Here is a 26043-nt window from a genome sequence, read left to right as displayed (position 1 = left end):
GGAATTGTTCTGGATGAACAAAAAAATGAAGATGAAGCAATAACCATAGATGGAGTAAAGGTTGTAGCCGATAAAGAATTTTCTTTTTTATTTGAAGATGCGAAAATTGTTCATACAAAAGGATTATTTGGAAATAGCTTTGCTGTAGTAACTGGTTCTGGCGGAGGCTCTTGCTAATAAAAATAATAGACACATTAATTTCATAGGAAATTAATGTGTCTATTTATATATAAGGGAAACATTAAGGGCTAATTTAGTGGTAATTTAGCATAAAGAAAAAATACTAAGATAGAGTATTTTTTCTTTATGCATTTTTCTAAAGTTTAATTTATTCTATTTATAAGGGGGATTAATTCTTATATTTAGAATAACATAGCTTTATTAATAAAATATTAATTAATGGTAACTTATACGTTAATTCTCTTTTAGGCATATCCCCAGATTACCTATAACCTTTACCATGTGCTCCATGTTTATCAAATCCTTTCAACTTATATATACATATTTGAAGCAAATAAAAAAAATCTATGATATATTTTGAAAGAATTTATAGGAAAACAACTTCAACTATTAATTTATACATGCTCCATAAACCGTTAAGATTAGCGTTATGGAACATGTATAAATCAAGTTTCTGTATTGTTTATCTATAATTTCTAAAATCTATCATAGATTACCTTGAAACATAGAAAATAACTAGCTGCTCTATTCGTGGTATTCTCTTACTATTTTTTGAACAAGCTTTTTAATGACGCTAGCTTGAGCTACTAAAGACATAACTACAATAAAGGTTCTTATCCTCTCTTCATCTTCATTAGCTAAATTGAGCTCTTCTGTAATATGATCCAGCTTTTTATCATCAAATAAATTATTACTTAAAAATCCGTCAAAACTATCTTTTTGGATGTCAGAAAATATTTTATAAGCTTTTTCCCAAGATATTATATCATCACTTCTGTCATTAATTTCATTAAAAGCTAATCTAAAAACCTTTTTTATTTCCTCTGTAGTTAAAACCGGTCTCATATAGCTTAATAAAGCCAATTGAGCAAGATGCAATTTTGTATAGCCTCTCTTTTTACCATCCTCCGGTTTTGATATGACTTCACTTTTAATATAATTTTGCACTATATTGTTGGTATATTTCTCTTCTGAAAACTTATCATTAAGATAGTCTATAACTTGAGATAAAAACAAATCGTATTTTGGAAGTTCTTCGTAGGCCACCATATTATTTTGAGACATTTCTTTTGCTAATTCCATGATTTCAGATGTATTAAAATTTTTTTCACTCATTTTATCCCCTCCAAAAGAGATTGACTATATTATCATTAATTATATTATAAGGTATATATAAACCTATTACAAGTTAAATTATTCTAATTTGCTACTTTATTATTGATTTTTAACAAGTTATAATAAAATTATTCAAATAAAAAAAGTTTTTACTTTTTCTTGAATGAAATATACTAAAAATTAATCATGCTACACTTTTTATAAATAGTTGTCCACATTTACCAACATTTTATCAACAGCTTTTGTGGATAAGTTTTTTATAATAATTCAGCACTTCTTTAATACTTGTACACATTATCCACATTTTCACTGTGGATAAGCTGTTTATTTCTTGTGGAATAATGTTATTAACTTTATGCATTAGGTAATATTTTTAGTATGATTTTGTCGAAATATTAAAAATATACTATTATTTTATTATAGATCAGAGATTGCATAAAATAACATTCCTCTTTTGTCTGTGGATAATTCTCGTGGAAAAAATAAAAGTCTCTTTAGAAATAATCCACAAAGAGACTTTTTATAACTTTTTGAAACTTATTATATTTTATTTAAAATTTATTATTTGCCTTGAGATTTATTATAATCATCAACGAATTTTTGTATGCCTATGTCTGTTAGAGGATGTTTTACCATTTGCATTATAACTCCATAAGGTATAGTGGCAATATGTGATCCAGCCTTAGCGCACTCAAGTACGTGCATTGGTGTTCTCACACTGGCTGATATAACCTCTGTCTCCATACCAAAGAAATCAAAGATTTCTACTATATCTTCTACTATTTGAAGTCCCCCATTACCAATATCGTCCATTCTTCCTATAAAAGGACTTACATAGGTAGCTCCAGCTTTAGCTGCCATAAGTGCTTGTTGAGCTGAGAAGATTAAGGTTACATTTGTTTTTATTCCTTCTTTTGATAATCTGCTAACAGCTTTCAAGCCTTCTACGCACATAGGAATTTTAATTACTATGTTCTTATGTAGTTTTGATAGCTCTCTACCCTCTTCTACCATTTTATCAGCTTCTAGGCTCATAACTTCTGCACTTATTGGTCCATCCACTATAGAGCATATTTCTTCAATAACCTCTTTTAGATCTCTTCCTTCCTTTGCTATTAAAGAAGGATTAGTAGTAACACCATCTAGTATACCTAATTCTGCCGCCTTTTTAATTTCCTCTACATTAGCAGTGTCAATAAAAAATTTCATAAAATTACCTCCCTTTATTTATAATTCAAAGTTCGCTATTCTTAATCTAAGATTTTCAACGATGTCTTGCTATCCTCATCACTTATGCTTTAATTATATAACAAATAGTATTGCTTTTCAAAATGTAAAGGTTTATAGTATAGACTAGCCTTTATTACATATTTTTTAACTATATACCTCATAATAATACTAGTTTAGTTTTAAATGTACCTATAAGATGTTTTTTAATTTATTATATATTCTTATATATTATTATTTGTACTTAATATATTATGCATTAGTATATCACATAAAAAATTTTCATGAATTTTTTTCTTTATATTTTTTTATAAAAATTTACTTTCAACATAATACTACAAATAACTTTTTACTTTTTATTGTAAATCATACTTTTTGAACTGATTTCTACGACTAATTATGAAAAAATAACTATTTACAATAGTTATTTTTCAGTTTTTTATAAAAACTAAGAAAAAAATATGCGACTCTATATTAATATTTACTATTTTACTATTAAATATTGATATTTGATATTTTAATTCGACATACAAATTATAATTTTATCCAACTAATTACTATTTTATTCATCAAGGATTTTTGTAAAAAAAAATATTTATATTGTACAAAATCCTCTTTTTTAAAACTTATATATCTGCATATATGCTGGTACAAGCCATTTCATCAAATTTCAATTTATTACTAAATAATTTTTAAATGCATATTGACATTTCAATATAATGGTAGTATATTAACTATAGATGGAATTTAGTAAGAATTTTGTAAACAAACAAAAAAAATTCAAATTAATTATTGACTTTATATGACATAATTGTTATGATTTAATTAACACATGTCGAAAGGTGTAATAAAAAGGAGGAACATATTATGAAATCAACAGGTGTAGTAAGAAGAGTAGATGAGTTAGGAAGAATAGTTATTCCAATAGAGTTAAGAAGAACTCTAGACATTGCAGAGAAAGATGCTTTAGAAATTTATGTAGATGGAGAGCAAATCATATTAAAGAAATATGAGCCAGCTTGCATATTCTGTGGAAATGCTAGAGATGTTATAAACTACAAAGGTAAGAATATCTGTAAGGATTGTTTAGGCGAAATTAAAGCTGACAAATAAGAAAAAAGCGACGGAAGTCGCTTTTTTTAATTTCTTTTAATTTATTAAGGAATTATTCTTCTTGCAGTCAAATAATTTTTCCCTTGAAGAGAGGATATCTTCACCACGTCTCCAGTTCTAGGAGCATGGATATAGTTTCCATTGCCTATGTATAAGCCCACATGATTAGGATCTGCTGGAGTTCCAAAGAATACTAAATCCCCTGGCTTTAATTGAGATCGATCTACAGGAGTACCTTCATTTATCTGCGTGTAGGTTGTCCTAGTTAGGTATACTCCTGCGGCTTTTGCATAGCAATATCTCACAAAGCCCGAACAATCAAAGCCTGCTGGAGTTTCTCCTCCCCATACATAGGGTACTCCTTGAAATTGCATGGAGTATAGTACAACCTTCATGGCATTACCTGAAACCTGTCCACCTCCTGTAGGAGGTTTTACTCCTCCATTATTTCCTCCATTGTTCCCCCCACCAGTAGGCGGCTTTTGTTTATCACTTATAATTTGTTTTCCTCTGTTAATAGCCTCTTGAATATAGCTTTCACTAGAATTTAGTCCTTGTAGATAACTAACGGCATTTTGAATTTCTTTAATACTTTTTCCTTCGTTGGTAGCTATAGCTATCATACTTAATATTTGCTGCAATTTTTGTACTTCGTTTTTAGATACTTGTACTTTTTCTCCTAAAAGCTTTTCTTGCTTTCTCGCTTCGTCTATTAAGGCTGTTTGTTCTTTCTTATTTTCACTTAGTTTAGATAGCTTTTGCTCTTTTTCTTTTTTAAGCTGTACCAGCTTAGCATTTTCAGCTTCTAGGGTAACTTTTTTTATCTGTAGGTTGTCTCTTTTCTCTTCCATCTGATCTACAATTTGTTTATCGTATTTTACCATTCTAGAAACTATTTGAAACTTATCTACTAAATCATTGAAGCTTTCTGAGTTCACTATGAGCTCCAAATATCCTGTTACTCCACTCTTATATAATACCCTCACTCTATTATCTAAAAGCTTTTGTTGAGCTGTTATTTCTTCTTTAGCCTTTTCCACTTCTTTCTCAGCTTTTTTTACATCTTCTTCACTCTTAGCTACTTTAACTTTATTTTCCTCAAGTTCTATAAGAGTCTTCTCTATTTGCGAATCTAATTTTTGTATATCACTTTCTAGTTGACTCACTTTTTCTTGTGCTGTTTTATAATCATTTTCATTTTGTTTTAGCTGATTTTCTGCATTACTTTTAGCATCTTGTCCACCGCTTGGAGCTGCAAAAGCTTCTGTTACTGGCGACAACAATAGCCCTAAAAGAAGAAAAAGTGCAACTATTTTCTTTCTTACCATATATTCACTTCACCTACTCCCCCATTTTACTCTTTTATTTATTATAACATCAAAAAAGTCTATAACCAATATTATTTCTCTAAAATCTGTCATATTATTATCGACATTTGAATATTATTTAAGTTTAATATGCAAAAAAAATGTACTTTTTCCATATCCAAAGTACATTTTTGTTTTATACCCAATTTTCTATTATTCTAATCCTATAGAATGCTTATATACTTCTGATTTAGCTAATCCTCTATCTTTAGCAACTCTCTTAACCGCTTCTTTTTTGTCAATTCCATCATCCATATACTTTTTTATATGCTCTTCTATGGATAGGCTTTCCCAGGTTTCCTGTGCCTCTTTTATTATTTCTTCTTCGCTTTTTCCTTCCACTATAAGCACATATTCTCCTCTTGGTTCCACACTCTTATAATGCTCAAGAGCCTCTTCTATGGTCATTCTTAAAATCTGTTCATGAAGCTTAGTGAGCTCTCTGCATAAAGCTATTTTTCTATTACTTAAGTTATCCTTTAAAAAGCTCAAGGTGTCTAATATCCTATGAGGCGCTTCATAAAATATTAGAGTCTCTCTTCTCCCTTTTAGCTCTTCAATTATCGGTTTCCTATCTTTATTTTCTCTAGGAAGAAAACCTCTGAATATAAACTTCGTAGTATCTAATCCAGAGTAAACCAAGGCTGTAGTTATAGCTGTAGCTCCAGGCAGAACTTCAAAATCTATAGCTTCTTCTATGCATTTTATTATGATGGCACTGCCAGGGTCAGATATGCCCGGAGTGCCTGCATCTGATATAAGAGCAATGGATTGCCCATTTTTTAGTCTATCTATTAGATTTTCACTTTTTTCTTGTTCATTATGCTTATGATAACTTATAAGAGGCTTTTTAATATTATAATGATTTAAAAGCTTAAGGGATTGTCTTGTGTCCTCTGCAGCTATTAAATCTGCATTCTCTAGCACCTCCAAAGCCCTTAAGGTTATATCCTTTAAATTTCCTATGGGCGTTGGAACTATGTATAATTTACTCAAAAGAGACCCTCCTTTTTTAAATTCTTCCGTAAATCCTATCTATCTCTTCACTATATCCACCTTCATCCTTATACACATATAAAGGAGCTTCCCATTTTAAAAATTCTCCTCCATCCCTTTGTCCTTCCACTAGAACAATGTTAGGGGCTTTTTTTGTATTTGGATGTACCATTCTTATGGTTTTAGGTTCAATTTTATATTTTCTCATAAGACATAATATATCTGCAAGCCTTTCTGGTCTATGTACCATATATAATCTGCCATTATCCTTTAATAATATCCTTGAGGCTGCTATAACATCTTCTAGGGTACAGCATATCTCATGTCTAGCTATAGCATTCTTATCCCTGAGATTTATTATTCCTGAGCTTCTTAACTTATAAGGAGGGTTTACAGTAACTACCTCTGCTTTTTCTATACTCCGTATAAGCTTTAAATCCTTTAAATCACCCTTTATAAATTCTAGCCTATCCGCTGTATTATTTATAACAGTGCTTCTTTTGGCCATTTCTACCATTTCTTCTTGTATCTCAAGTCCAGTTATATGTGAGGCTTCTGTTTTGCCCGCTAATAAAAAAGGAACTATGCCTGTTCCTGTGCAAAGGTCTATAACCTTCATGTTCCTTTTCACCTTAGCAAAATTTGCAAGGAGCACTGCATCTACGCCAAATCTAAAAGCCTGCTTTTTTTGAATTAGATGTAATCCATTTAATTGAAGATCATCTAAACTTTCATCTTCTTTTATATATTGCATATAGTGTTCAATCATTTTATCACTCTTTCCAAGGTTAAATCTGCTATTTTTTCTCTTTTATATTATAACATAGTTATTTTAATTCACAATTCATAATAAACAATGTGAAAGAATTGATATTAAGATCTGAAAGAAAAAAAGTGGCCTAAGCCACTTTAAAACATAATGTATTGTAAACTATGTATTTGTACATTTAAGAATCTTCTATCTTAAAACTCTTCTAGCCCCGCTAAAGCCGTAAATTGGAGAAACTTTTACTCTTTCACCAGTGTAAGGAGCATGAATATACATACCATCTCCCACATATATTCCAACATGTTCTACTCCTCTTGTAAACACTAGGTCTCCTGGCTGTAATTGAGAATAGGAAACTGATGCACCTACATTTATTTGATCGTATGTAGTTCTTCCTATATTATATCCAAAGGCTCTATATACATAGGAAGTAAAGCCTGAGCAGTCAAAGCCTGAAGGCGTAGTTCCTCCCCATACATAGGGAACTCCCATGAATCTATAAGCATATAACAGCAAAGAATTGGTAGTTGCTGGCAATGGTCCTCTTGAAGCCGTGGATGTATTCCTGTTTTGAACTATGGACTTACCTTTTTCTATAAGATTAACTATTTCTTTATCTATAACTACAACATTCTTTCTTATCTCTCTAAGAGTGTTTATAGATGATTGTATGTCGTCTGTACTACTGCTAGAATTATTTATAATCCTAGCTGGGAATTCAATCATCAATCTTTCCTTTTCAGCCAAATTAACACTAGCTTTCTTTTTCTCTTCCTTAGCTTGGTCTAATACCTTTTTATGTTCATCCTTTTTAGTGTTTAGTTCAGCTAATTTCTTTTCACTTTCAGCTCTTAAAACGTTTAATTCCTCAATTTGACTATTTAGAGCATTAGTTTTATCTTCTAATGTTTTTTTCTTGCTATTTAATTCATCTATTATCTTTTTATCAAAATCCATTAATTTCGCTACAGCTCTCACTTTAGATATTAAATCACTAAAGTTTTTTGACTCTAATAAAAGCTCTACATATCCTGGGGAACCACTTTTATATATGGCCCTCATTCTTTTGCCAAAAATCTCTTCCTTTTCGGCAAGTTCTTTTTCCGCCTTTTCTATATCTTTCTTAATGGAAGTTATTTCCTTTTCCTTTGAAGCTATTTTACTTTTATTGTCATTAAGTTCTCTTAATACTTTTTCAATTTCGCTATCCATTTTTTGAAGAGTTGCTTCCAATTCTTCTAATTTTGAAGATGCTTGTCTAAAATCTTGTTGCTTTTGTTGAAGTTCTAACTTTTGGGTCTCAGTTAATGGCTCCGCAAGCACTGCTGTGCTAGTACTCATAATTAAGCCTACGGCTAGTATTCCCGACAGTAATCTCTTGTTCATTTCCATTTCCACCCTCTAAACTTTTTAGATTTATGGGGCTCCCCCATTTATATATATTTAATTTATATTTTTGTTATTATTGACTAATTGACAAAAACCTATCAATCACTATTATTTTTTTCAATTACTGAGCCTATTATACCATTAATATCATAAATTGCACAATGTTAATTCATGGTTTTAATTTTTACCTTTTTCGTCACCATTATCTATTAGCTCCCAGCACTGACATTTGGACATTTCCAGAGTTTTTAAACCATTAAATCCTTTAGTATTCTTACATCTTCCTTCTTCCCCCATAAGCATTACAAAATTAGAATATTTAACCCTCTTAACTCCCCAAAACTCACAGGTTGCGCATATTTCTTCCTTTAAAAAATAAAAACTCAACATTCTCCACATCCTTATAAAGTTAATTTTTTGTAAACATGCAGTTGAATATGATAAAATGTGATGATTAATACCATTTGTAAGACTTACAAATACCTTTCTTAAGAATTATTAATACACTTATAGATAGTAACTGTAATTCTTTATTCTTCTCCATGTATAAAACTATATGATGTAAAGAGACAAATTATTACTCCTTAATACCTAAGCTTGTTAAATTTCTATACACTAATTTGTTATTTTTTGTCTTGCTTATAAATAGTTTTTCTAGCTTTTCAAACTATTAACAGGTATAATTTATTCATAAGATATTTACAATATATCACTGTAAAAATACGGGGGGAAAACCTATGAAACTAATGCGAAATAATAAAATACGTACTATGAAGATACGAACGAAGCTGATTACCTCTTTCATTTTGGTTGCTATATTAACCTTGATGTTAGGTATAAGTGCATTAATGAGCATGAAAACGTTAAACACCAATACCAGTCATATGTATACAGACAATCTAGAACCAATTCACGCTCTTGATACCATAAAGCAAAATTTAATAGAGATAAAAGCTAATCTTTACGCTCTAGTATATGAAAAAGATAAATCTAAGACTGAAATATACATATCTAATATTGATACCGCTACTATGACTAATGATAAACTGATAGCAGCTATAGAAAAAACACACCTAAATGAAAAAGAATCAAAGCTTTGGGTAGCCTTTAAAGCTTATCTAGTTAGATATAGAGACACTAGAGTAAAGGTAGCTGATCATGTAAGAAATGAAAAATATAACGATGCGGAGTTGGAGCTTGTTTTTGTAAATAATTTAAGAGAAAGTATGATGGCTAACATAGATGACTTGATTAATTCTAAATTTATAACTTCACAAAACACTTTTAAAGATAATGAAAAAATCTATAAAAATAATATTACAGAAATAATTATTGTTAATGCTGTTTGTATGACCTTAGCATTATCCCTAGGAATATTTATATCTTCTTACATATCAAAATCCTTAAAAAATTGTGTTAAATTTGCTAAAGCAGTAGCTGATGGAGATTTAACTCATAATATAAACATAAAAAACAAGGACGAGTTCGGAGAGCTGTCCCAAGCTTTAAATGATGCTGGAGATAAGGTTAGAAATATTGTAAAAGAAATTTCAGATAAATCAAATGACTTAAGCGCCTTTAGTGAGGAGCTATCTGCTACAGTGGAAGAGATAACTGCTAAGCTAGACACTATAAACGAATTTTCTAAAGACATAGCTTCTGGTACAGAAAATGCACATTCCATAGCAGAAGAAGTAAATGCTTCTATAGTACAGGTAACCAGCAGCATAGATGAGTTATCGGAGAAGGCTACTGAAGGAAGTAATGTTTCCAGTGAAATAAAGGAAAGAGCCTTTAAAATTGAAAATAGCGGTATCCAATCTAAAAAAGATACAGACCTAATTTATAAAGAGAAAGAACAAAAAATTATTCAGGCCATTGAGGAAGGAAAGGTTGTAAGTCAGGTTAGGAAAATGGCTGATATAATCGCTGGTATAGCTGAGGAGACAAATCTATTAGCTTTAAATGCTGCTATTGAGGCCGCTAGAGCTGGTGAACAAGGTAGGGGGTTTGCAGTGGTAGCGGAAGAAGTCAGAAAGCTAGCGGAACAATCATCCTCTACTGTAATAAGCATTCAGACCATTATAAATCAAGTACAATCCGCCTTTGAGAATCTAAGCTTAAATGCTCAGGACATATTAAAGTTTATAAATACTCAAGTTGCTCCTCAGCTTCAAACCTTTGTGGAATCAGGTATACAATATGGCGAAGATGCTGAATTTATGAATAATATGTCAGAAAATCTAGCTACTATGTCAGCAGAATTAAATGCCGCCATGGAGGAAGTAAATACTGCTATTTCAACTATGGCAGCTACCTCCGACACTGCAGCTTCTAGTTCAAAGGAAATTTTAAATAGTGTGAGTGATACTACCCTAGGTATGGAGGAAATATCAAAATCTGCTCAATCCCAAGCAGAACTAGCTCAAAAGCTTAATGAAATAGTACAAAGCTTTAAAATATAATTAAGATATTTTAAATATTTATGCATCAACCAAAGATTCTTAAATATAGAATTTTACGTTGATGCATTTTATATTTTAATAAATTTTTTATATATATTTACATTTTTTTACACAGGCTACTCTTGAAATAGAAGGCTCCTTAATATAAAATAGAGTGGATAGCTTACAATGTAAGAGGAAAGGAAGTCGAATAATTTGTATAGTTTCATAGAAGTGAAGGCCAATGATATAGATAGCTTTAATGAAAGTCATTTTAAAGGCCATATTTTTCAAAGTTCTTCCTGGGCAAAGGTAAAAAAGGATTGGATCCCTAAGTACATAGCAGGGCATGACTCTTCTGGTAACACTGTGCTTATAGCTTTAATAATATTAAGAAAGATACCTTATGTAAATAACTATATTGGTTATATTCCAAGAGGTTTTGTCTGCGATTATAATAATAAAGAGCTTCTAATAGAGTTTACTGAATATCTAAGGGATTATGCAAAAAGCAATAAGATTGCTTTCTTGACTATAGACCCAGATATTCATCTTAGAGAGAATGAAGTGCTTTGTGATAATGGTGAGAAAATCAAGAACTTTTTGCAAAGCATTGGATTTAACAATAAGGACTCAAAGAATTTTGAAGGCATTCAACCTAATTTTGTTTTTAGGTTAGACTTGCCTACTGAGGGTGATAAAGAGGATATAAAAAAGACTGTTTTCAATAGTTTTTCAAGTAAAACTAGATATAACATAAAGGTGGCTGAGGATAGAGGTTTATCTGTAGAGGTTTATGATGCTTCTAATCTAGATGATCATATATTAACTAGTTTTCACAACATAATGGTCACTACCGGAAAAAGAGATAATTTCATCATACGTCATAAGGAATATTTTAAGGATATGATTGAATGCCTTGCTCCTCATACTAGGCTATATATGATTAAATATTCTTATGACAAGGATTTTAATAGAATAAATGAAAAGCTGCAAAAGCAAACTGCTGCAAAAGAAAGAGCTCTTGCTAAAATTGAAGAAATCAACAAGCAATTGAGCATAGAAACTGATGAAGGTAAAATTACAAAGCTAAATAAAAAGCTTTCTGATAGTGATACAAAGCTAAAGGAAGCAGAGAGGCAGATAGAGGGCTTTAATAAGAGGATAAGTGATATTGAGATGTATAAAGGTAAGGAATTATATCTTTCTGGTGCTATTTATCTTGCTTACGGCGGAAAAGCTTGGTATCTTTACGGTGCTTCTGAGGACTTTTTAAGAGATGCTATGCCTAATTTCTTAATGCAGTATGCCATGATATGTGACAGTATAGATTTAGGTTGCTATTTATATGACTTTAGAGGTGTTTCGGGAGATCTTAATCCAGAGAATCCTCTTTATGGACTTTACAAATTTAAAAAAGGCTTTAACGGCAAATTTGTTGAATTTATAGGTGAATTTGATTTGGTTATCAACCCTGTTATTTATAATATGTTTAAGTATGTGTTCCCTAAGTTTAAGGAACTTAGAAATAAAATTAGAAACAGGTAATTTATGGCCGAAGCATAGCATAGTATGGTGTTATGCTTCGGCCCTTATGGTTTTGTCACAAAATACGGTAGATGGATTGCTGTTATGATTTTGTCACAAAAACCGGTAGTTATAAAATATCTACCGGTTTTTGTGACAAAACTTCATATACAGTATGCCTACCAGTTTTTGTGATATAGCCCTACATAAAACACATCTACCGTTTGCTGTGACAAAGCTATATATACTTACCTATTTATATAGCTATCACCACTTTATTCTTTTCCTGAATACTAAATTAAAACTCCCAAGCTATAACCTATAATACCTAGTGCAAATAAACCTAAAACAATCCATAAAACATTAATATTCTTTTTCAAAAGCTTAGAACATAAAAAGGTTAACAGTAGCGGCACTAGCCCGGGTAAAAGCTGATCTAGCATACTTTGAAGAGTTATAACCATTTCATCACCAGCGGCATTTTTAAACCTGGATATTTCCAAAGCTATGTTTATATGGGTCCATTTTGCCACTAAAGCCCCCATTACAAAAAGTCCTAGAATAGAAGCTCCCTCCGTAAGTTTCTGAAGCTTATTACCTCCCATGTCCTTAATTATAGCCGTTCCTTTTTCGTAGCCATAAACTAGTCCGTACCATTTAGTAGCTATTCTAATAATATTAAAAAGGATAAAAAATAAAAGGGGCCCTAATATATTTCCTCCTAAGGCCAAGGAAGCTCCTAAAGCTGCTAGTACAGGTCTAATAGTTCCCCAAAATACTGGATCACCTACTCCTGCAAAGGGTCCCATAAGACCTACTTTTATTCCATTTATGCTTCCCTCTTCTATGGGTAATCCTTTAGATTTTTCTTCCTCCATAGCCGCAGACACGCCTATTATAGACCCTGACATAAAAGGGTGAGTATTAAAAAACTCTAAGTGACGCTTTAAGACTATCCTTTGTTCCTCGCCCTTATAGAGTTTTTTAATTACTGGTATCATAGAAAAGCAAAAGCCTAGGCCTTGCATTCTTTCAAAGTTCCAGGAGCCTTGAAGTAAATTAGAGCGTAGAAACACCTTAAATAAATCCTTTTTAGTTAAAAGCTTTTCCTCCTTTTTCATGATACCCTCCTTATAAATCATCTATATCTTCTTTTGAAATTCCGCTAACATGATATTTAGGATTTAGTTGAATATATATTATGGCTAATGCCACACCTACTATGCCTATGGCCACTAAGCTGAAATTTGTAAAAGCTGCTATTACAAAACCAAGAAAAAAGAAGCTCATGAGATATTTAACTCCCATCATATTCATTACCATGGCATAGCCTACTACCACTATGAAGCCGCCGGATATTTGAAGACCTTTAGTAATAAATTCAGGAATAAGTCCAAGTATAGCTTTAACCTTATATGCACTTACCATGGCCACAAGAAGACTAGGTACTGCTACTCTTAAGGCTTGAAGAGCTAATGCGCTTAAATGGCATATATCTATACCTTTTAAATTACCTGTCGAAGCATATTCATCAGCTTTATGTTGTATTCCTATAGATATAGTTCTCACCAATATGGTTAAAACTTGACCAGCCGCGGCTATAGGCACGGCAATAGCTATGCCTGTTCCGATATCCTGTTTTGAAGATATAACCAGTATGGCAGCTATTATGCTAGCTAAAGCAGAGTCTGGAGATATAGCAGCACCTATGTTCATCCACCCCAAAACCATAAGCTCAAGAGTACCACCTAATATTATGGCGGTCTTTACGTTTCCTAGCACTAAGCCTATTAATGTGCATGCAACCAGAGGTCTATGTATTTGAAATTCATCTATTATGCCTTCCATGCCAGCCCACGCTGCTATTATTCCAATAGCCACCAATTGCCCTACTGAAATGGTCATTTTAAATCTCACCTCAAAACTTATAGTTCTATTTTAGACATCAAATTTACCTTATTATCTGCTGCAACTTTTCTTATTTCTAGCTCTATACCTTTTTCATTTAGTCTTTTAAAGGCTTCTATATCAGTATTATCTACTGATATTACAGGAGTTATTTGTTTTTTCCCCTCTTTAAAAGACATTCCGCCTATATTAACACTTTTTATCTCTACTCCACCTTCAATAACCTTTAATACCTCTAAGGGGCTAGTAAATAGTAGGAGAGCTTTAAAACCATCATATTTAGGATCTTTATATATATTAATCATCTTTTCTACAGTTATAACATGAGCCTTTATACCTGGGGGAGCTACCTGTACAAGCAGAGTTTTTCTTAAACTATCCCTCTCCACCTCATCGCTAACCACAATTATTCTATTGCATCCGGTTTCTTTTGCCCATACTGTTACCACCTGACCATGAATCAATCTATCATCAATTCTAGCTAACACTATCTTCATTCAAAGTCCTCCTTACCTGAAAACTCACTATTTCTTTTAAAGGGTATAATACCTAACTTACCTGAGCTTTGAGCCACTTTAACTAATTCTCTAAGTTCTCCCTTTTCTCTTAAGGAATATACTCCTAAAATCATAGGAAGGTTAACTCCTGTAATTACTTGTATTTCTTCCCTATTCATTGCCATATTTATTGCTACATTGTAGGGGCTACCTCCAAACAAATCTACTAAAATAAGTACCCCTTTGCTAATATCTAAACGTCTTAGTGCCTCTTCATATTTTATTTTTAAGCTATGGATTCCTTCTTCTGGCTCAAAGTCAATAGTTGTAATATTATTTTGTTTACCATATATCATTTCAGAGGCTCTTAATAGCTCTTGAGATAGTTTCCCATGGGTTCCTATAATTATTGCTACCATTATATGAAACTCGTTGACCTATTATAGGTTCAACGACCTCCTTTCTCCCTTTACTCTTCTTCTAAAATATCTGATATATAATATAATTCATTTTCTGTAAGCTCTAGATTTAAAGAATCTTTAAAAATCTCAGCTGCTTTTCTTATTTTTATTAACCTTTCACTATTTATCTTTTTGCTATGGATAGCATATGTTAAATATTCTTTAGTTACCATTCTCTCTAAGGCACAGGCTGTGTGTATGGATAGCCGTATAATCATAGAATTATTAAACTCTTTTGCAAGCTCTTCTTCTAAACGAGTTATAAAATTAAGAACTAAAGGTGTTACCTTATATGGATTTAAATAGGTTAAAAACTGTTTTAAGGAATCTTCACAAAGATCCTTAGCTATAACCTTAGTTTCCTTTTGAATGATTTTAATATGATTTTTACTCACCAAATCCTTTATGACTTTTTCTCCACTGCCTTCTATTAAATCTTCTAAAGGTATAAAAGGTACTTCCAGCTTAGGATCTATAACCCCCACAGAGGCCATGATATCATATTTATTTTTAAGTTTTTCTACATCCTCTTTTAAATTGTGTATTCCTATAGAAATTATATTTATATATTCCTCCGTTATATTTTCTATAACATCTTGAACTAAGCCTTTTAATTTTACTGCAGTGCCCTCTCCCGTGGAGCATATGGTTATTATAGCCTTATCATTCCCCCTATTATTTGCTTCTTGGTATTTTCCATAACCTTTAAAGCTCTTAAGAGAATTATAAATGTTATCTAAATCCATATCAAAAACATTAGCTTTCCTAACAGCTTCTAATACAATAGGAGTAGATACCATATCTATAGTCTTTACCTTTATGCCTGTGTTTTCTTCTATTTCTGCCCCAAAGGTAGTTAGAGATCCCATATCTACTAGTATGAGCACACCTTTCCCCATATCTATCTCTTTAACTATATCTATTATGTCCTTTAATATATTTTTAGGACTTATATCTAAAGGCATATCAATAGCTTTTACATTATAATCTCCTAAAAGCTTAATAGCCACATTTACCATAGAGGATGCAGTACTGCTGCCATGAGCAGCCACAATTATACCTACATTCCCTATTTTCACATTATCTTCTGCTTTTTGATTGTCATCTATAGAGGTTAAAAGCAAGGTTAAATAAACTACCTCCATGTCAGGCACTAAAATGTTATATCTTTCTTGAATTAAGGCTTTAATCTCTAAAGCTACCCTGTATTCCTCAGGATTCTCCTTCATTATGCTTTCTATATTGTTAGCATACTTTTTTAGTGGAGTATCTTCCTGCATTCTTTTTAAAAATGCACTTACATGAAGGCTGATGGCATATAAAAATCTATGGCTAAATCTTTTATTTAGTCTCCTTTCTGCTAAGCTTTTAATATCTTCTGCTAAATCTAGTATTTCTTCATCCACAATCTTCAGCAGCTTTTCTTTACTATTAGGATTGATATTAAACTTATCATAAAAAGATTTTATATGCAGATTTATATCCGTAGTTATAAACTTTTTAATGTATTCTTCATCTACACCTTCATCCTTAAGAATACTTGCCTTATCTTCTATAATCTTATAAAGGTTAAAAGGTGGTTCGTAGGTATCCCCTTTAACTAATTCTAAATTGCCTTCTGCCCTTACGACCATATCAGAATCTAAGTAAGGAGATATTTCCTCTAACTCTTTTCTTCTAGCTCCTAAATCCAAAATGCCTCCCTTTATATTGCTAGGCAGGGTTTTAAAATCTATATAAACCTGCTCTTTGTTTTCTATACTATTTAAAAAGCCCTTAGCGCATATAAGCTGAATATTAGATTTTAGCTGTCCTATATTACCATAGGACACACTACCTACTAGAGCTTTTATTACGTCTCCACTTATTTTAATAGGTTTATTTACCCTCATAGCTTCCTTAGATAACAGATGTTTTATTATATCTACTCTTTCCCTAATAGGCCTCTCTTCTAAGGAAGGTATATTAATTATTATAGGAATTCTTCTCACAAAGGTTTTTAACAAAGAAGAATTAGGATCTTCTGTGGTAGCACATATTATCATCACACTAGACTTTCTATTTCTCTCTGTTTCTCCAAGCTTATTAAAGGTTCCTGTATCCATGAAGTAAAAGATCATTTCCTGTCCTTCTGGAGGAAGCCTATGTATCTCATCTAAAAACAGAATTCCTCCATTAGCTTTTTCTACTAACCCGCTTTTTTCTCCCTCTGCCCCAGTAAAAGCACCCTTTACATGACCAAAGATTTGGGATATGAGAAGTTGGGGATTGTTATAATAATCTGCGCAATTAAAAACTATAAAAGGGGACTCTTCCTTAAGCTTTCCTATATATTTAGCATAACTAAACATCATATTGGCAAAAAGAGTCTTTCCAACTCCTGTAGGCCCTAGAATTAGAGTATGCAATCCATTAGGCGGGTATAGAACTGCAGCCTTAGCTTGCTCTATTTGGTTTTTCAAGCTTCCACGAGCTCCTATAATTAAATCAAAAGGAGATTCCTTGCTTTTCTCTTCTTTTTTATCTTTTTTATCTTTTTTTCTCTGCTGGAAGATTAATTTGTGAGAACTTAATCTTTCCCCTTCAACTTTATCTAGATACAGCACAGGCCTTCCTTTTAGCTTTATCACCTTATCTTGTCTTATTAATTCATTAAGTTCCATACTCACATTATTTCTTAACATTCCTAGCTCTTCTGCTATTTCTGAAGCAGTAAAGCCTCTACCTTGCTCTATTTCTTCCAAGGTTAATTTGGAGGTTTTCTCCTTTAAATGGTTATAGATTTTATCTATTCTTTTCATCCTTTTCACCACTCTCAGCTATTATATGAATACACATACTATTCCCTTTAGTGTATTAATCTAAAACTGTATTAACTATCTTAATTATAATAATACACTTTATCTTTATTAAAATCACTACAAAAAATCGTGGCTAATGCTTAGCCACGATCTACAAATTTCGCTTTTTTGTATCAGCAGTGAAGAAAAAAATTCCTTCACTGCACTTTGCTCTTTGAACTTTTACTTTCTATTTTTTAAAATTATTCCCTAAACTTTCTGCCTAGTATTCCTTGTATAGGAGCTGCTAATACAATGAGAAATATAAATATTAAAACAGCTATTATATTATTCTTTAAAAAGTAATCCACTATCCCTAATATAATACCTATGAGTCCAGTAAAAATATTAAAGATTCCATTAAATTTTAGATAAGCTTCTTTATCCTTAACTCCGCTTAAATAAGCTTTCATTCTTCCACTAAGACCCTTGTTTAAAAAAGCAAGTACTCCAAAAACTATAAACCACAAACTTGCCACAATCATTATAATAGTAGTAGTCTTCAAGAAATCCCCTCCATATATAGCTTTAAGTATTAGTATCCGTAAATTCCTGTTCTGAATATAGTATTAGTCCAAATAGCTATAAACTGCCTTACAGAAGAAGTTGATATATAATCCTTAATTCCATAATTTATTAAGGCCATTACAGCTAACATCAAAATTGAAACAATTATAGGTGTTATAACAACATTTTTATTGTCTTCAATTTCTAGACTTATTTTAAGAGTATTGTAAATAAAAATTATTAGGCTTCCTAAGGCCATAATTATAAAAAACATGCTTAATCCTAAGGATATATAACTAGCTGCAATAGCTAATGCTTTGAATAGGACATAGGGTGCACTTGCAATAATAAAACCTCTCATTACCTTACCATAGCACACCTGTTTTTTTAACCCATATTTACACACAGCAAAAAGTATCAGTGAAATAATCAATATACTTATTATATAAAAACTAATAGAATATGCAAGTATTCTTATTTTATTTTCCTGAAATAATCTATTTAATAATACTGTAATATCATCTTTAGGAATTATACTATTTATATTATTTCGATTTAAACCAAGGTCATCAAAATTCTTCCTAATATTATTTACGAAGCCTAACAAGGCTTTAAAAAACCAAATGTTTAGGAGGGAGGTAATAATTCCAATTATTATCATGATTAAAACAGCAATTTTATTAGAAGCCTTTACTGAAAATTTTTCTAATGCAGTAATGGGGCTCGTAATCATTTCCTTTGCCATTTTTTTAATTTCATCTAAAGCCTTTCCCATATCTCCCCTGTTTGATTCTACAGCAATAAAATCAATGTTTTCTTTAGTTTCTATTATCTTTTTCATATCTGTCCCGCATATATTACATAGATTTTTTTCATTTTCAATACGATTACCACAATTAACACAAAAATACATATATATCACCCTTTTACATCATTCTTCTTAATGATTATTCTATAAGGTATTACTTAAATCCTCTGTTTTAATGATAAATTCCCTAAGGAATTTGTAAACTTATTATAAATTATCGATGCTTTTCATAAATCAAGTTATATCTCTACTTCATCATACTTAGTAAATTGACCTATATCATAAACTTAATTTCCTTTAAGATAGCAGTTTCTACAAGTTTAATTCTTTCTTATGGTTTTGTCACAAAAGATGGTAGATAGAATATAAAAGCAAGCTTATTTTTCTAATTTTCGGGTTAAAAATTGTCTCCAATGTCTATAATCTAGCTAGGTATTTTTATTAAAGAATTATAGAAAAATAAATCATTTATTTAATTTATTATTTTTCGGATACTAAAAATAAAATAAATAGCTAGAGGTACTTATCATGAATAATTTAAGCTATACATTAAATCCCAGTGAGTTTTTAAGTTCTATTAAAGCTCTTCCCCCATTTCAAGCAACATATTTAAAAGATCTACTATTAAATAAAAGTGCTGCTGTTTATAATGATGATATTACTAAAAGTATTACTGAAACCTTGGCCAACAATTACATTAATCTAAATAACAAAACTTGCCCTCATTGTAGTAGTGATCATATAATAAAAAACGGCTTAAATTCTCTAAAGCTTCAGCGATATAAATGTAAGGATTGCAGTAAAATATTCTCAAGCAAAACTAATACTCCTATGAGCTATAGCAAAAAGCCTATACAAAAATGGATTGAATACTTAAAATGCATGTGCGAGAAATTAACCTTAAGAGAGGCAGCAGATAGGCTCAAAATCCACAGAAACACAGCCTTTTACTGGAGGCATAAAATTCTTAAAGCTCTTAAAGCCACCTTAAATGATAAACTTCAGGGCATAGTTGAAATAGATGAATTGTATATAAACGAAAGTTTTAAAGGAAATCATTCAAAAAAGCTCAATTTTTCCATGAACAGAGAACCTATTAAACGAAAATTATATGGATATAAGGATTTAAACCAGCCTAAAATTTGCATTCTTTGCTGTAAAGATAGAGCTGATAATATACTATCTCAAGGGGCTTGTAGAGGCAAAATTAACTATATTCACTTAAAAGATATATTGACTGACAAAATACCTAAAAAGTCAATTCTATGTGCAAACCACAAATTATTTTATGTTAGTTTTGCAAAACAAATTAAATCAAAACTATATAGAATCAGTAATAATATTAATTCTAAGGAAAGCCCTTATAATTTAAATAATGTAAAGACTTTTAGCTTTGAACTTAAAAAATTTATAAACTCTTTTAATGGTGTAGCTACAAAATACATTAATTTCTATATATCCTGGTTTAAATGGTTTAAATTATCTGAAGTCGAAAAAATACCTAGGGGATTATTGAATTTATTTTTATTAGTAGCCTGCAGTGGTGAAAGCTTAAGAATTAAGGATTTTAAGGATGTAAAATCCATTGCTTAGAACGTCTTTCATTACTTTTTTGCTTTGATTATGTTTATTCACATTACTAATGCCATATTTTCTAAAATTCTAAAACAATACTGTAAACGTAAAATTAATTTTTTATATTATAAATAACACAGTGAAATAATAGAAATATTTGGACAAGTATCTTTACTATTTCTGTGTTTAATAGAGGTTATATTAATTGTTGTGTAGTATATATAGTTTTGTCACAAAAACAGGTAGATAAATTTTAATGCTACAACATATCCTGAAATCACCTACCTGTTTTTGTGACAAAAGTATAAGGACCTTAACAAGTATACTCATAGTATAGTTAGTACAATCTCATCATATCCTGATTTACGCTAGATTCTACTAACTAGACTTTCTAAATTAACATCCTATTGTTTCTTCCTTGTATAACATCTATAAATTTTTATAAAATATTATTGACTTCTAACTGAGTATATAATATAATAGTTATTGTTCTTCGGGGTGTAGCGCAGATGGGAGCGCGCGTGGTTTGGGACCATGAGGTCGCAGGTTCAATCCCTGTCACCCCGACCATAAAAAAGGGGCTGTCGCACTAAGTGATTAGTGCGTAGCTCCTTTTTTGTGCAAAAAAATAAATCCCGAACTTCGAGAAGTAAGGGATTTATGGTAAAATATTAGTATGCTAAAACATAACATTTTACAAAAAAATTATACACTTAATCAAAGATATTTTCAATTAAAACTTCCAATAAATATCGATTGTATGATCCCAGAAAATGATTCAGTGCGTTTGCTAAGTCAATTTGTAGAGGAGATGGATTTAGAAGATTTATATTCGACTTATTCCAGAGTGAGGGAAAATCAAGCAACACCACGTCAGATGCTGAAGATTGTACTCTATTCTTACATGAATCATAGTTATTCATCTCGTGCCATGGAAACAGCATGTCATCGTGATATTAACTTCATGTACCTTCTTGAAAATTCACCAAAACCTGATCATTCAACTTTTGCAAGATTTAGAAGCTTGCACTTTGCACCCTGTGCTGAAAGAATTCTAGCTGAAATGACAAAGTTTCTTCTTAACATAGGAGAGATATCTGGAGATGCTGTTTTCATTGATGGCACAAAAATTGAGGCTTGTGCAAACAAATATACTTTTGTTTGGAAAAAAGCTGTTACAAAAAACTTAGAAAAGCTACTAATTAAATTAGCAGATTTAGTGGCTGAATGCGAGGAATTATACGGCATCAAGCTTGTTTATCAGAATAAAGTAAAAATGAAACACGTAAAAAAGCTGCGAAAAAAACTTTATACTCTGAAACATAAAGAAAAGATAGAGTTTGTACATGGATGTGGAAAAAGAAAAACTTCATTGCAGCGATCCATTGAAAAACTTGAGGAATACCTTGATAAATTAAAAGAATACACCCAGAAAATATATATTTGTGGTGATCGTAACAGCTATTCAAAAACAGATAATGATGCAACCTTTATGAGAATGAAGGAAGATGCTATGGGAAATGGTCAACTAAAAGCAGGCTATAATGTGCAGCATGGTGTGGACTCTGAATATATAGTGTGGCTTACCGTGGGCGACCAGCCCACAGATACCAACACCATAATTCCATTTCTCAAAAGTATGGAGGCGTTCCTAACATTTAGATATAAAAAAGTGGTTGCAGATGCTGGATATGAAAGCGAAGAGAATTATGTGTATCTTGAAGAAAATGGACAACTGGCATTTATCAAACCATCAAACTATGAAATATCTAAAACAAGAAAATACAAGAATGACATCAGTCGAATAGAAAACATGGAATACAATGAAGCTGGTGATTACTATACTTGTGAAAATAATAAAAAGTTAACAGTTAGCAAAACGATAAAAAGAAAAAGTAAAACTGGATATCAAAGTGAGAAAACCATATATATCTGCGAGGATTGCAGTAACTGTTCACACAAAAGTAGATGTATAAAAGGAAACAACTGCAAAACTCCATTAGAAGAAAGATTAAAAAATCTTGAAACATCAAAGTTATTTAACATGCTGAGGAAAAAGGATCTCGAAAGAATTGTAAGCAAAGAAGGTTGTGAACTCAGAATGAATCGAAGCATACAAGCTGAAGGTTCTTTTGGAGAGATTAAGCAAGATATGGGATTTCGAAGATTTCTGTGCAAAGGAAAGCAGAATGTTTTGTCCGAAAGTATCCTTTTGGCTATGGCACATAACATAAACAAACTACATAACAAAATTCAGTCAAACAGAACTGGAACACACCTTTTTTTGTTAAAAAGCACTGCCTAATTTTAGACTTTTAAAAAACAAGTATTCTGAAAAAAGTCTTAAGCGAAAGGGCTTATTAAAGTGCGCCATTTTTAAGGTATAGAGATGAATTTATTTGCAAATCTCTTTAAAATTGCTATAAAACAGTACAAAATAGGAGCTGAGCATTAGCGGTTTTTAACCGCTAATGCGACAGCCCCTTTTTATTTTCATATGAATTGAAAATTTCTGTAAAATTTTATATAATATCACTATCGGGATGTAGCGCAGATGGGAGCGCGCGTGGTTCGGGACCATGAGGCCGCAGGTTCAAGTCCTGTCATCCCGACCAATCTGTTTTTTGCAATATGCTTTATTCTCTCTACTCATCATATTTTCTTCAAAATTATCTGCTCTTGAGGCTGCCTTACATAATGACATGGTAGTTAATATAGTTCCTAAAGCCAGTAAAGATAATATCTCCATAGCAATTCCGTTACATAAACGGTTTTTCAACTCCTTCCAATTTCATTGATTATATAGAAATAACAAAAATGTATTAGATTTTTTGCAATATAAATAATATTAAATGTAAATAATATTATTTGTAGAAGTCTTTAAATATATACCAAATTTAAATCTTAATAAAATATCAGTATATGCTTTGTAAAATTCAAATTATGGTATAATAACTATACTTAGATAATTTCTATTTTCCTTAAAGCAGGAGGTACGCTTATGAAAAAAAAATATGAAGAGATATTTAAAATCTTAGTTAAGGCTTATTATGATGACAAATTCGAAGAGAAGGTAAATGAAATCTTAGAAGATCCTTCGGTAGACAAGGCGGAACTAAGCTCAATAATCTCCACACTCTGTGGTGTAAAAGTTGACTATACCGAAAGTTTTGCTTATGATCTAAGAAAGGCAATAACCAACTATCAAGCTAATAATAGAATAGTTCAAAAAATTTCTGATTGTACTATGCAATGTGCTGGTGAGGATGGTAAAACTAACTGTCAAAGGATTTGTCCTTTTGACGCTATATTAGTAGACCCTATTAAGCATTCTACATATATTGATACTGACGCCTGTACCGATTGCGGTATGTGTGTTGAGGCCTGCGATAGTGGAAGGTTAATGGATAGAGTTGAATTCGTTCCTATAATGGAATTATTGAAGGGAGACACCCCAGTGGTAGCGGCTGTAGCTCCTGCTATTATGGGGCAATTTGGTGATGATGTAACCATGGATCAATTAAGGTCTGCTTTTATAAAGGTAGGCTTTAAGGATATGGTTGAGGTAGCTTTTTTTGCTGATATGCTTACTTTAAAGGAAGCAGTAGAGTTTGATAACCATGTAAAAAAGGTAGATGACTTAATGATAACTTCTTGCTGCTGCCCAATGTGGGTAGGAATGTTAAAGCGCGTATATGGTAACTTGGTAAAGCATGTTTCACCTTCAGTATCCCCTATGATCGCTGCAGGAAGAGTTCTTAAGAAATTAAATGATGATTGTAAAGTAGTGTTCATAGGTCCTTGTATCGCTAAAAAGGCTGAAGCTAAGGAAAAAGACTTATTGGGAGACATAGACTATGTATTAACTTTTGAAGAATTAAAAGGTATTTTTGAAATACTAGAAATAAGTCCGTCAGAGCTTCAGGGAGTTCCTTCTATAGAATATGCTTCCATGGGTGGAAGACTTTATGCCAGAACTGGTGGTGTTTCTATAGCTGTTGGAGATGCTATAAAAGAAATGTTCCCTGAAAAATACAAATTATTAAAAGCAGTTCAAGCTAATGGTGTTAAAGAATGTAAAGCTATGCTTGAAAAAGCTCAAAATGGCGACATTCAAGCTAATTTTATTGAGGGTATGGGCTGTGTTGGCGGTTGTGTTGGTGGCCCTAAGGCTCTAATACCAAGGGAGCAAGGAAAAATCCATGTAGATAAGTTTGCTGAAAACTCCGCCATAAAAGTAGCTACTCATAGTGATTGTATGGATCAGATCCTTGAAAGAATACATATAACCTCTAGAGAAGATTTTAAAAACCCTGAAAAAATTGAAATCTTTGAACGTAATTTTTAGTTTAAGCTAAGTTTTTAGATTAAAATAAACCTTTAAATATAATGTTTTAGAATAGCGAAGCCTTTTTTAATTCTTGGTGTGCAATTTACAGTTCACTAATGATTGCATTATATGTAAATCATAATTATAAAAAGGCTTCGCTTTATTTATTTAAAATTTATTGCGCAGTTTTATATAATTTATTATAATCTTAATAATATTTAAATTTTATTTAATAAAAAAATAAGATTTTTCTGTTATTATTAATAGTACATAATATGCATTTATATTAAATATATATAGACGAAAATCCTTAAGAGTTAAATAAATACAAGCATATACTTAGCTACTAAAGGGAAACGAAGGTGAAACTTAACTTATACATTTTCCAAAATGGCATCTTTAAGCCATTATGGTGCATGTATAAGTTAATAGTTGAACTTGTTCCCCTATATATTGGAGGGGATTTTAATGCTAAAAAGAAGTGATGAAACCATTCTAAGGATATTTAATAATTCTATAAAATGCAGTTTTTTAGATAAAGTTATGCCGGCTATAACTTATATAGGATCTACTTACTTTGCTATAACTTACTGCTTGATATTATTTTTTATGGGCAAGCAGTTTTCTAGGGAATTTGCCGTTAAATGTTCTCTTTCCCTGATATTGAGTAGTCTTTTGGCCAGAATAATAAAGATCTTAGTAAAAAGAGTTCGTCCATTTATTGCATTACAAAACCTAAATATAAAGCTCATTGATATTGATAAATATTCTTTTCCTTCTGGACATACTACCTCTGCCTTTACCTTAGCTATTATTACTGCTTTATTCATACCTTCTTTTGCTTTATTATGTATAAGCCTTTCTGCGCTAGTAGGAATTTCTAGGATGTATTTAGGGGTACATTATCCTACGGATGTAATAGCTGGTTCCATAATTGGCAGTATTTGTTCTATGTTAATATATATATTATAGCAAATCGATTATGCGGG

Annotated in this window: 22 protein-coding genes and 2 tRNA genes; 9 read left to right on the top strand and 15 right to left on the bottom strand. The window is 31.4% G+C overall.

Annotated features, from left to right (window positions below; translation table 11 throughout):
- Window positions 1–705: 705 nt before the first annotated feature.
- Together BN2665_RS07130 and fsa are read right to left on the bottom strand one after the other, a co-directional pair.
- Complete coding sequence (locus BN2665_RS07130; protein WP_055666429.1) at window positions 706–1296, bottom strand: DUF1836 domain-containing protein; 591 nt, start codon at window positions 1294–1296, stop codon at window positions 706–708.
- A gap of 561 nt (window positions 1297–1857) precedes the next feature.
- Window positions 1858–2505 carry a fructose-6-phosphate aldolase gene (gene fsa, locus BN2665_RS07125; protein ID WP_055666428.1) on the bottom strand — a complete coding sequence of 216 codons (648 nt, stop codon included), beginning with the start codon at window positions 2503–2505 and terminating at the stop codon, window positions 1858–1860.
- An 885-nt stretch (window positions 2506–3390) separates the two neighbouring features.
- On the opposite strand from fsa, the gene BN2665_RS07120 reads away from it, so the two are divergent.
- Window positions 3391–3636, top strand: coding sequence for an AbrB/MazE/SpoVT family DNA-binding domain-containing protein (locus tag BN2665_RS07120; protein ID WP_055666427.1), 246 nt, complete (start codon window positions 3391–3393; stop codon window positions 3634–3636).
- A gap of 44 nt (window positions 3637–3680) precedes the next feature.
- Here the strand turns inward: BN2665_RS07120 and BN2665_RS07115 are convergent, their stop codons facing one another.
- From BN2665_RS07115 to BN2665_RS07095, 5 genes are all read right to left on the bottom strand, one after another.
- Window positions 3681–4964: a C40 family peptidase gene (locus tag BN2665_RS07115; protein WP_055666426.1), complete on the bottom strand. Its 1284-nt coding sequence runs from the start codon at window positions 4962–4964 to the stop codon at window positions 3681–3683.
- A gap of 192 nt (window positions 4965–5156) precedes the next feature.
- Complete coding sequence (gene rsmI, locus BN2665_RS07110) at window positions 5157–5999, bottom strand: 16S rRNA (cytidine(1402)-2'-O)-methyltransferase (protein WP_055666425.1); 843 nt, start codon at window positions 5997–5999, stop codon at window positions 5157–5159.
- A gap of 16 nt (window positions 6000–6015) precedes the next feature.
- A complete protein-coding gene (locus tag BN2665_RS07105) occupies window positions 6016–6768 on the bottom strand; it encodes a tRNA1(Val) (adenine(37)-N6)-methyltransferase (protein WP_055666424.1) in 753 nt (250 codons plus the stop codon).
- 189 nt (window positions 6769–6957) lie between these two features.
- On the bottom strand, window positions 6958–8154 hold the full coding sequence (locus BN2665_RS07100) for a C40 family peptidase (protein WP_074042272.1): 1197 nt from the start codon (window positions 8152–8154) through the stop codon (window positions 6958–6960).
- 180 nt (window positions 8155–8334) lie between these two features.
- A complete protein-coding gene (locus BN2665_RS07095; protein WP_055666422.1) occupies window positions 8335–8547 on the bottom strand; it encodes a hypothetical protein in 213 nt (70 codons plus the stop codon).
- A 347-nt stretch (window positions 8548–8894) separates the two neighbouring features.
- Between BN2665_RS07095 and BN2665_RS07090 the strand changes: the two genes are divergently transcribed.
- Together BN2665_RS07090 and BN2665_RS07085 are read left to right on the top strand one after the other, a co-directional pair.
- The gene (locus BN2665_RS07090; RefSeq protein WP_055666421.1) at window positions 8895–10622 is read left to right on the top strand and encodes a methyl-accepting chemotaxis protein; all 1728 of its coding nucleotides are present in this window, start codon (window positions 8895–8897) and stop codon (window positions 10620–10622) included.
- A 195-nt stretch (window positions 10623–10817) separates the two neighbouring features.
- Window positions 10818–12149 (top strand): peptidoglycan bridge formation glycyltransferase FemA/FemB family protein, encoded by a 1332-nt coding sequence (locus tag BN2665_RS07085; protein ID WP_055666420.1) that lies wholly within the window; start codon window positions 10818–10820, stop codon window positions 12147–12149.
- Window positions 12150–12421: 272 nt separating this feature from the next.
- Here BN2665_RS07085 and manZ read toward each other — a convergent pair whose 3' ends face one another.
- From manZ to BN2665_RS07050, 7 genes are all read right to left on the bottom strand, one after another.
- Entirely contained in the window at window positions 12422–13249 is an 828-nt protein-coding gene (gene manZ, locus BN2665_RS07080; protein WP_055666419.1) for a PTS mannose transporter subunit IID, read from the bottom strand.
- A 10-nt stretch (window positions 13250–13259) separates the two neighbouring features.
- Window positions 13260–14027: a PTS mannose/fructose/sorbose transporter subunit IIC gene (locus BN2665_RS07075; protein WP_341452625.1), complete on the bottom strand. Its 768-nt coding sequence runs from the start codon at window positions 14025–14027 to the stop codon at window positions 13260–13262.
- A 26-nt stretch (window positions 14028–14053) separates the two neighbouring features.
- Window positions 14054–14533, bottom strand: a complete 480-nt coding sequence (locus tag BN2665_RS07070) for a mannose/fructose/sorbose PTS transporter subunit IIB (RefSeq protein WP_055666417.1) — start codon at window positions 14531–14533, stop codon at window positions 14054–14056.
- Entirely contained in the window at window positions 14530–14952 is a 423-nt protein-coding gene (locus BN2665_RS07065; protein WP_055666416.1) for a PTS sugar transporter subunit IIA, read from the bottom strand. Before BN2665_RS07065 ends, BN2665_RS07070 begins: the two co-directional genes overlap by 4 nt.
- Window positions 14953–15002: 50 nt before the next feature.
- Complete coding sequence (locus BN2665_RS07060) at window positions 15003–17795, bottom strand: sigma-54-dependent transcriptional regulator (RefSeq protein ID WP_055666415.1); 2793 nt, start codon at window positions 17793–17795, stop codon at window positions 15003–15005.
- A 242-nt stretch (window positions 17796–18037) separates the two neighbouring features.
- Entirely contained in the window at window positions 18038–18340 is a 303-nt protein-coding gene (locus BN2665_RS07055) for a hypothetical protein (RefSeq protein WP_055666414.1), read from the bottom strand.
- Window positions 18341–18369: 29 nt separating this feature from the next.
- Window positions 18370–19254 (bottom strand): YIP1 family protein, encoded by an 885-nt coding sequence (locus BN2665_RS07050; RefSeq protein ID WP_055666413.1) that lies wholly within the window; start codon window positions 19252–19254, stop codon window positions 18370–18372.
- A 423-nt stretch (window positions 19255–19677) separates the two neighbouring features.
- Here BN2665_RS07050 and BN2665_RS07045 point away from each other — a divergent pair, with 423 nt between their 5' ends.
- The 4 genes from BN2665_RS07045 (at window position 19678) to BN2665_RS07030 (ending at window position 23339) form a co-directional block, all read left to right on the top strand.
- Complete coding sequence (locus tag BN2665_RS07045; protein WP_055666412.1) at window positions 19678–20742, top strand: IS1595 family transposase; 1065 nt, start codon at window positions 19678–19680, stop codon at window positions 20740–20742.
- A gap of 476 nt (window positions 20743–21218) precedes the next feature.
- Window positions 21219–21294, top strand: a tRNA-Pro gene (locus BN2665_RS07040).
- 106 nt (window positions 21295–21400) lie between these two features.
- Window positions 21401–23029, top strand: a complete 1629-nt coding sequence (locus BN2665_RS07035; RefSeq protein WP_055666411.1) for an IS1182 family transposase — start codon at window positions 21401–21403, stop codon at window positions 23027–23029.
- A gap of 234 nt (window positions 23030–23263) precedes the next feature.
- A tRNA-Pro gene (locus BN2665_RS07030) sits at window positions 23264–23339 on the top strand.
- Here BN2665_RS07030 and BN2665_RS26935 read toward each other — a convergent pair.
- The gene (locus BN2665_RS26935; RefSeq protein ID WP_195892676.1) at window positions 23318–23503 is read right to left on the bottom strand and encodes a hypothetical protein; all 186 of its coding nucleotides are present in this window, start codon (window positions 23501–23503) and stop codon (window positions 23318–23320) included. The two genes, BN2665_RS07030 and BN2665_RS26935, sit on opposite strands and share 22 nt — an antisense overlap.
- Window positions 23504–23725: 222 nt before the next feature.
- On the opposite strand from BN2665_RS26935, the gene BN2665_RS07025 reads away from it, so the two are divergent.
- Window positions 23726–25072, top strand: coding sequence for a [Fe-Fe] hydrogenase large subunit C-terminal domain-containing protein (locus tag BN2665_RS07025; protein ID WP_055666410.1), 1347 nt, complete (start codon window positions 23726–23728; stop codon window positions 25070–25072).
- 450 nt (window positions 25073–25522) lie between these two features.
- Window positions 25523–26026 (top strand): phosphatase PAP2 family protein, encoded by a 504-nt coding sequence (locus tag BN2665_RS07020; RefSeq protein ID WP_082435831.1) that lies wholly within the window; start codon window positions 25523–25525, stop codon window positions 26024–26026.
- The last annotated feature ends 17 nt before the right edge of the window (window positions 26027–26043 follow it).

The organism is Desnuesiella massiliensis (assembly GCF_001403615.1).
Classification (GTDB): Bacteria; Bacillota; Clostridia; order Clostridiales; family Clostridiaceae; genus Desnuesiella; species Desnuesiella massiliensis.
This window is presented reverse-complemented; position numbering and strand designations above follow the sequence as displayed.

Coding starts and splice junctions, on each gene's coding strand:
- BN2665_RS07060 (WP_055666415.1), bottom strand. CDS start 17,795: ATGAAAAGAATAGATAAAATCTATAACCATTTAAAGGAGAAAACCTCC.
- BN2665_RS07050 (WP_055666413.1), bottom strand. CDS start 19,254: ATGTATTTTTGTGTTAATTGTGGTAATCGTATTGAAAATGAAAAAAAT.
- BN2665_RS07095 (WP_055666422.1), bottom strand. CDS start 8,547: ATGTTGAGTTTTTATTTTTTAAAGGAAGAAATATGCGCAACCTGTGAG.
- BN2665_RS07065 (WP_055666416.1), bottom strand. CDS start 14,952: ATGGTAGCAATAATTATAGGAACCCATGGGAAACTATCTCAAGAGCTA.
- BN2665_RS07025 (WP_055666410.1), top strand. CDS start 23,726: ATGAAAAAAAAATATGAAGAGATATTTAAAATCTTAGTTAAGGCTTAT.
- BN2665_RS07105 (WP_055666424.1), bottom strand. CDS start 6,768: ATGATTGAACACTATATGCAATATATAAAAGAAGATGAAAGTTTAGAT.
- BN2665_RS07045 (WP_055666412.1), top strand. CDS start 19,678: ATGAATAATTTAAGCTATACATTAAATCCCAGTGAGTTTTTAAGTTCT.
- BN2665_RS07070 (WP_055666417.1), bottom strand. CDS start 14,533: ATGAAGATAGTGTTAGCTAGAATTGATGATAGATTGATTCATGGTCAG.
- BN2665_RS07020 (WP_082435831.1), top strand. CDS start 25,523: ATGCTAAAAAGAAGTGATGAAACCATTCTAAGGATATTTAATAATTCT.
- BN2665_RS07115 (WP_055666426.1), bottom strand. CDS start 4,964: ATGGTAAGAAAGAAAATAGTTGCACTTTTTCTTCTTTTAGGGCTATTG.
- fsa (WP_055666428.1), bottom strand. CDS start 2,505: ATGAAATTTTTTATTGACACTGCTAATGTAGAGGAAATTAAAAAGGCG.
- BN2665_RS07130 (WP_055666429.1), bottom strand. CDS start 1,296: ATGAGTGAAAAAAATTTTAATACATCTGAAATCATGGAATTAGCAAAA.
- BN2665_RS07120 (WP_055666427.1), top strand. CDS start 3,391: ATGAAATCAACAGGTGTAGTAAGAAGAGTAGATGAGTTAGGAAGAATA.
- BN2665_RS07100 (WP_074042272.1), bottom strand. CDS start 8,154: ATGAACAAGAGATTACTGTCGGGAATACTAGCCGTAGGCTTAATTATG.
- manZ (WP_055666419.1), bottom strand. CDS start 13,249: ATGAAAAAGGAGGAAAAGCTTTTAACTAAAAAGGATTTATTTAAGGTG.
- BN2665_RS07035 (WP_055666411.1), top strand. CDS start 21,401: ATGCTAAAACATAACATTTTACAAAAAAATTATACACTTAATCAAAGA.
- BN2665_RS07090 (WP_055666421.1), top strand. CDS start 8,895: ATGAAACTAATGCGAAATAATAAAATACGTACTATGAAGATACGAACG.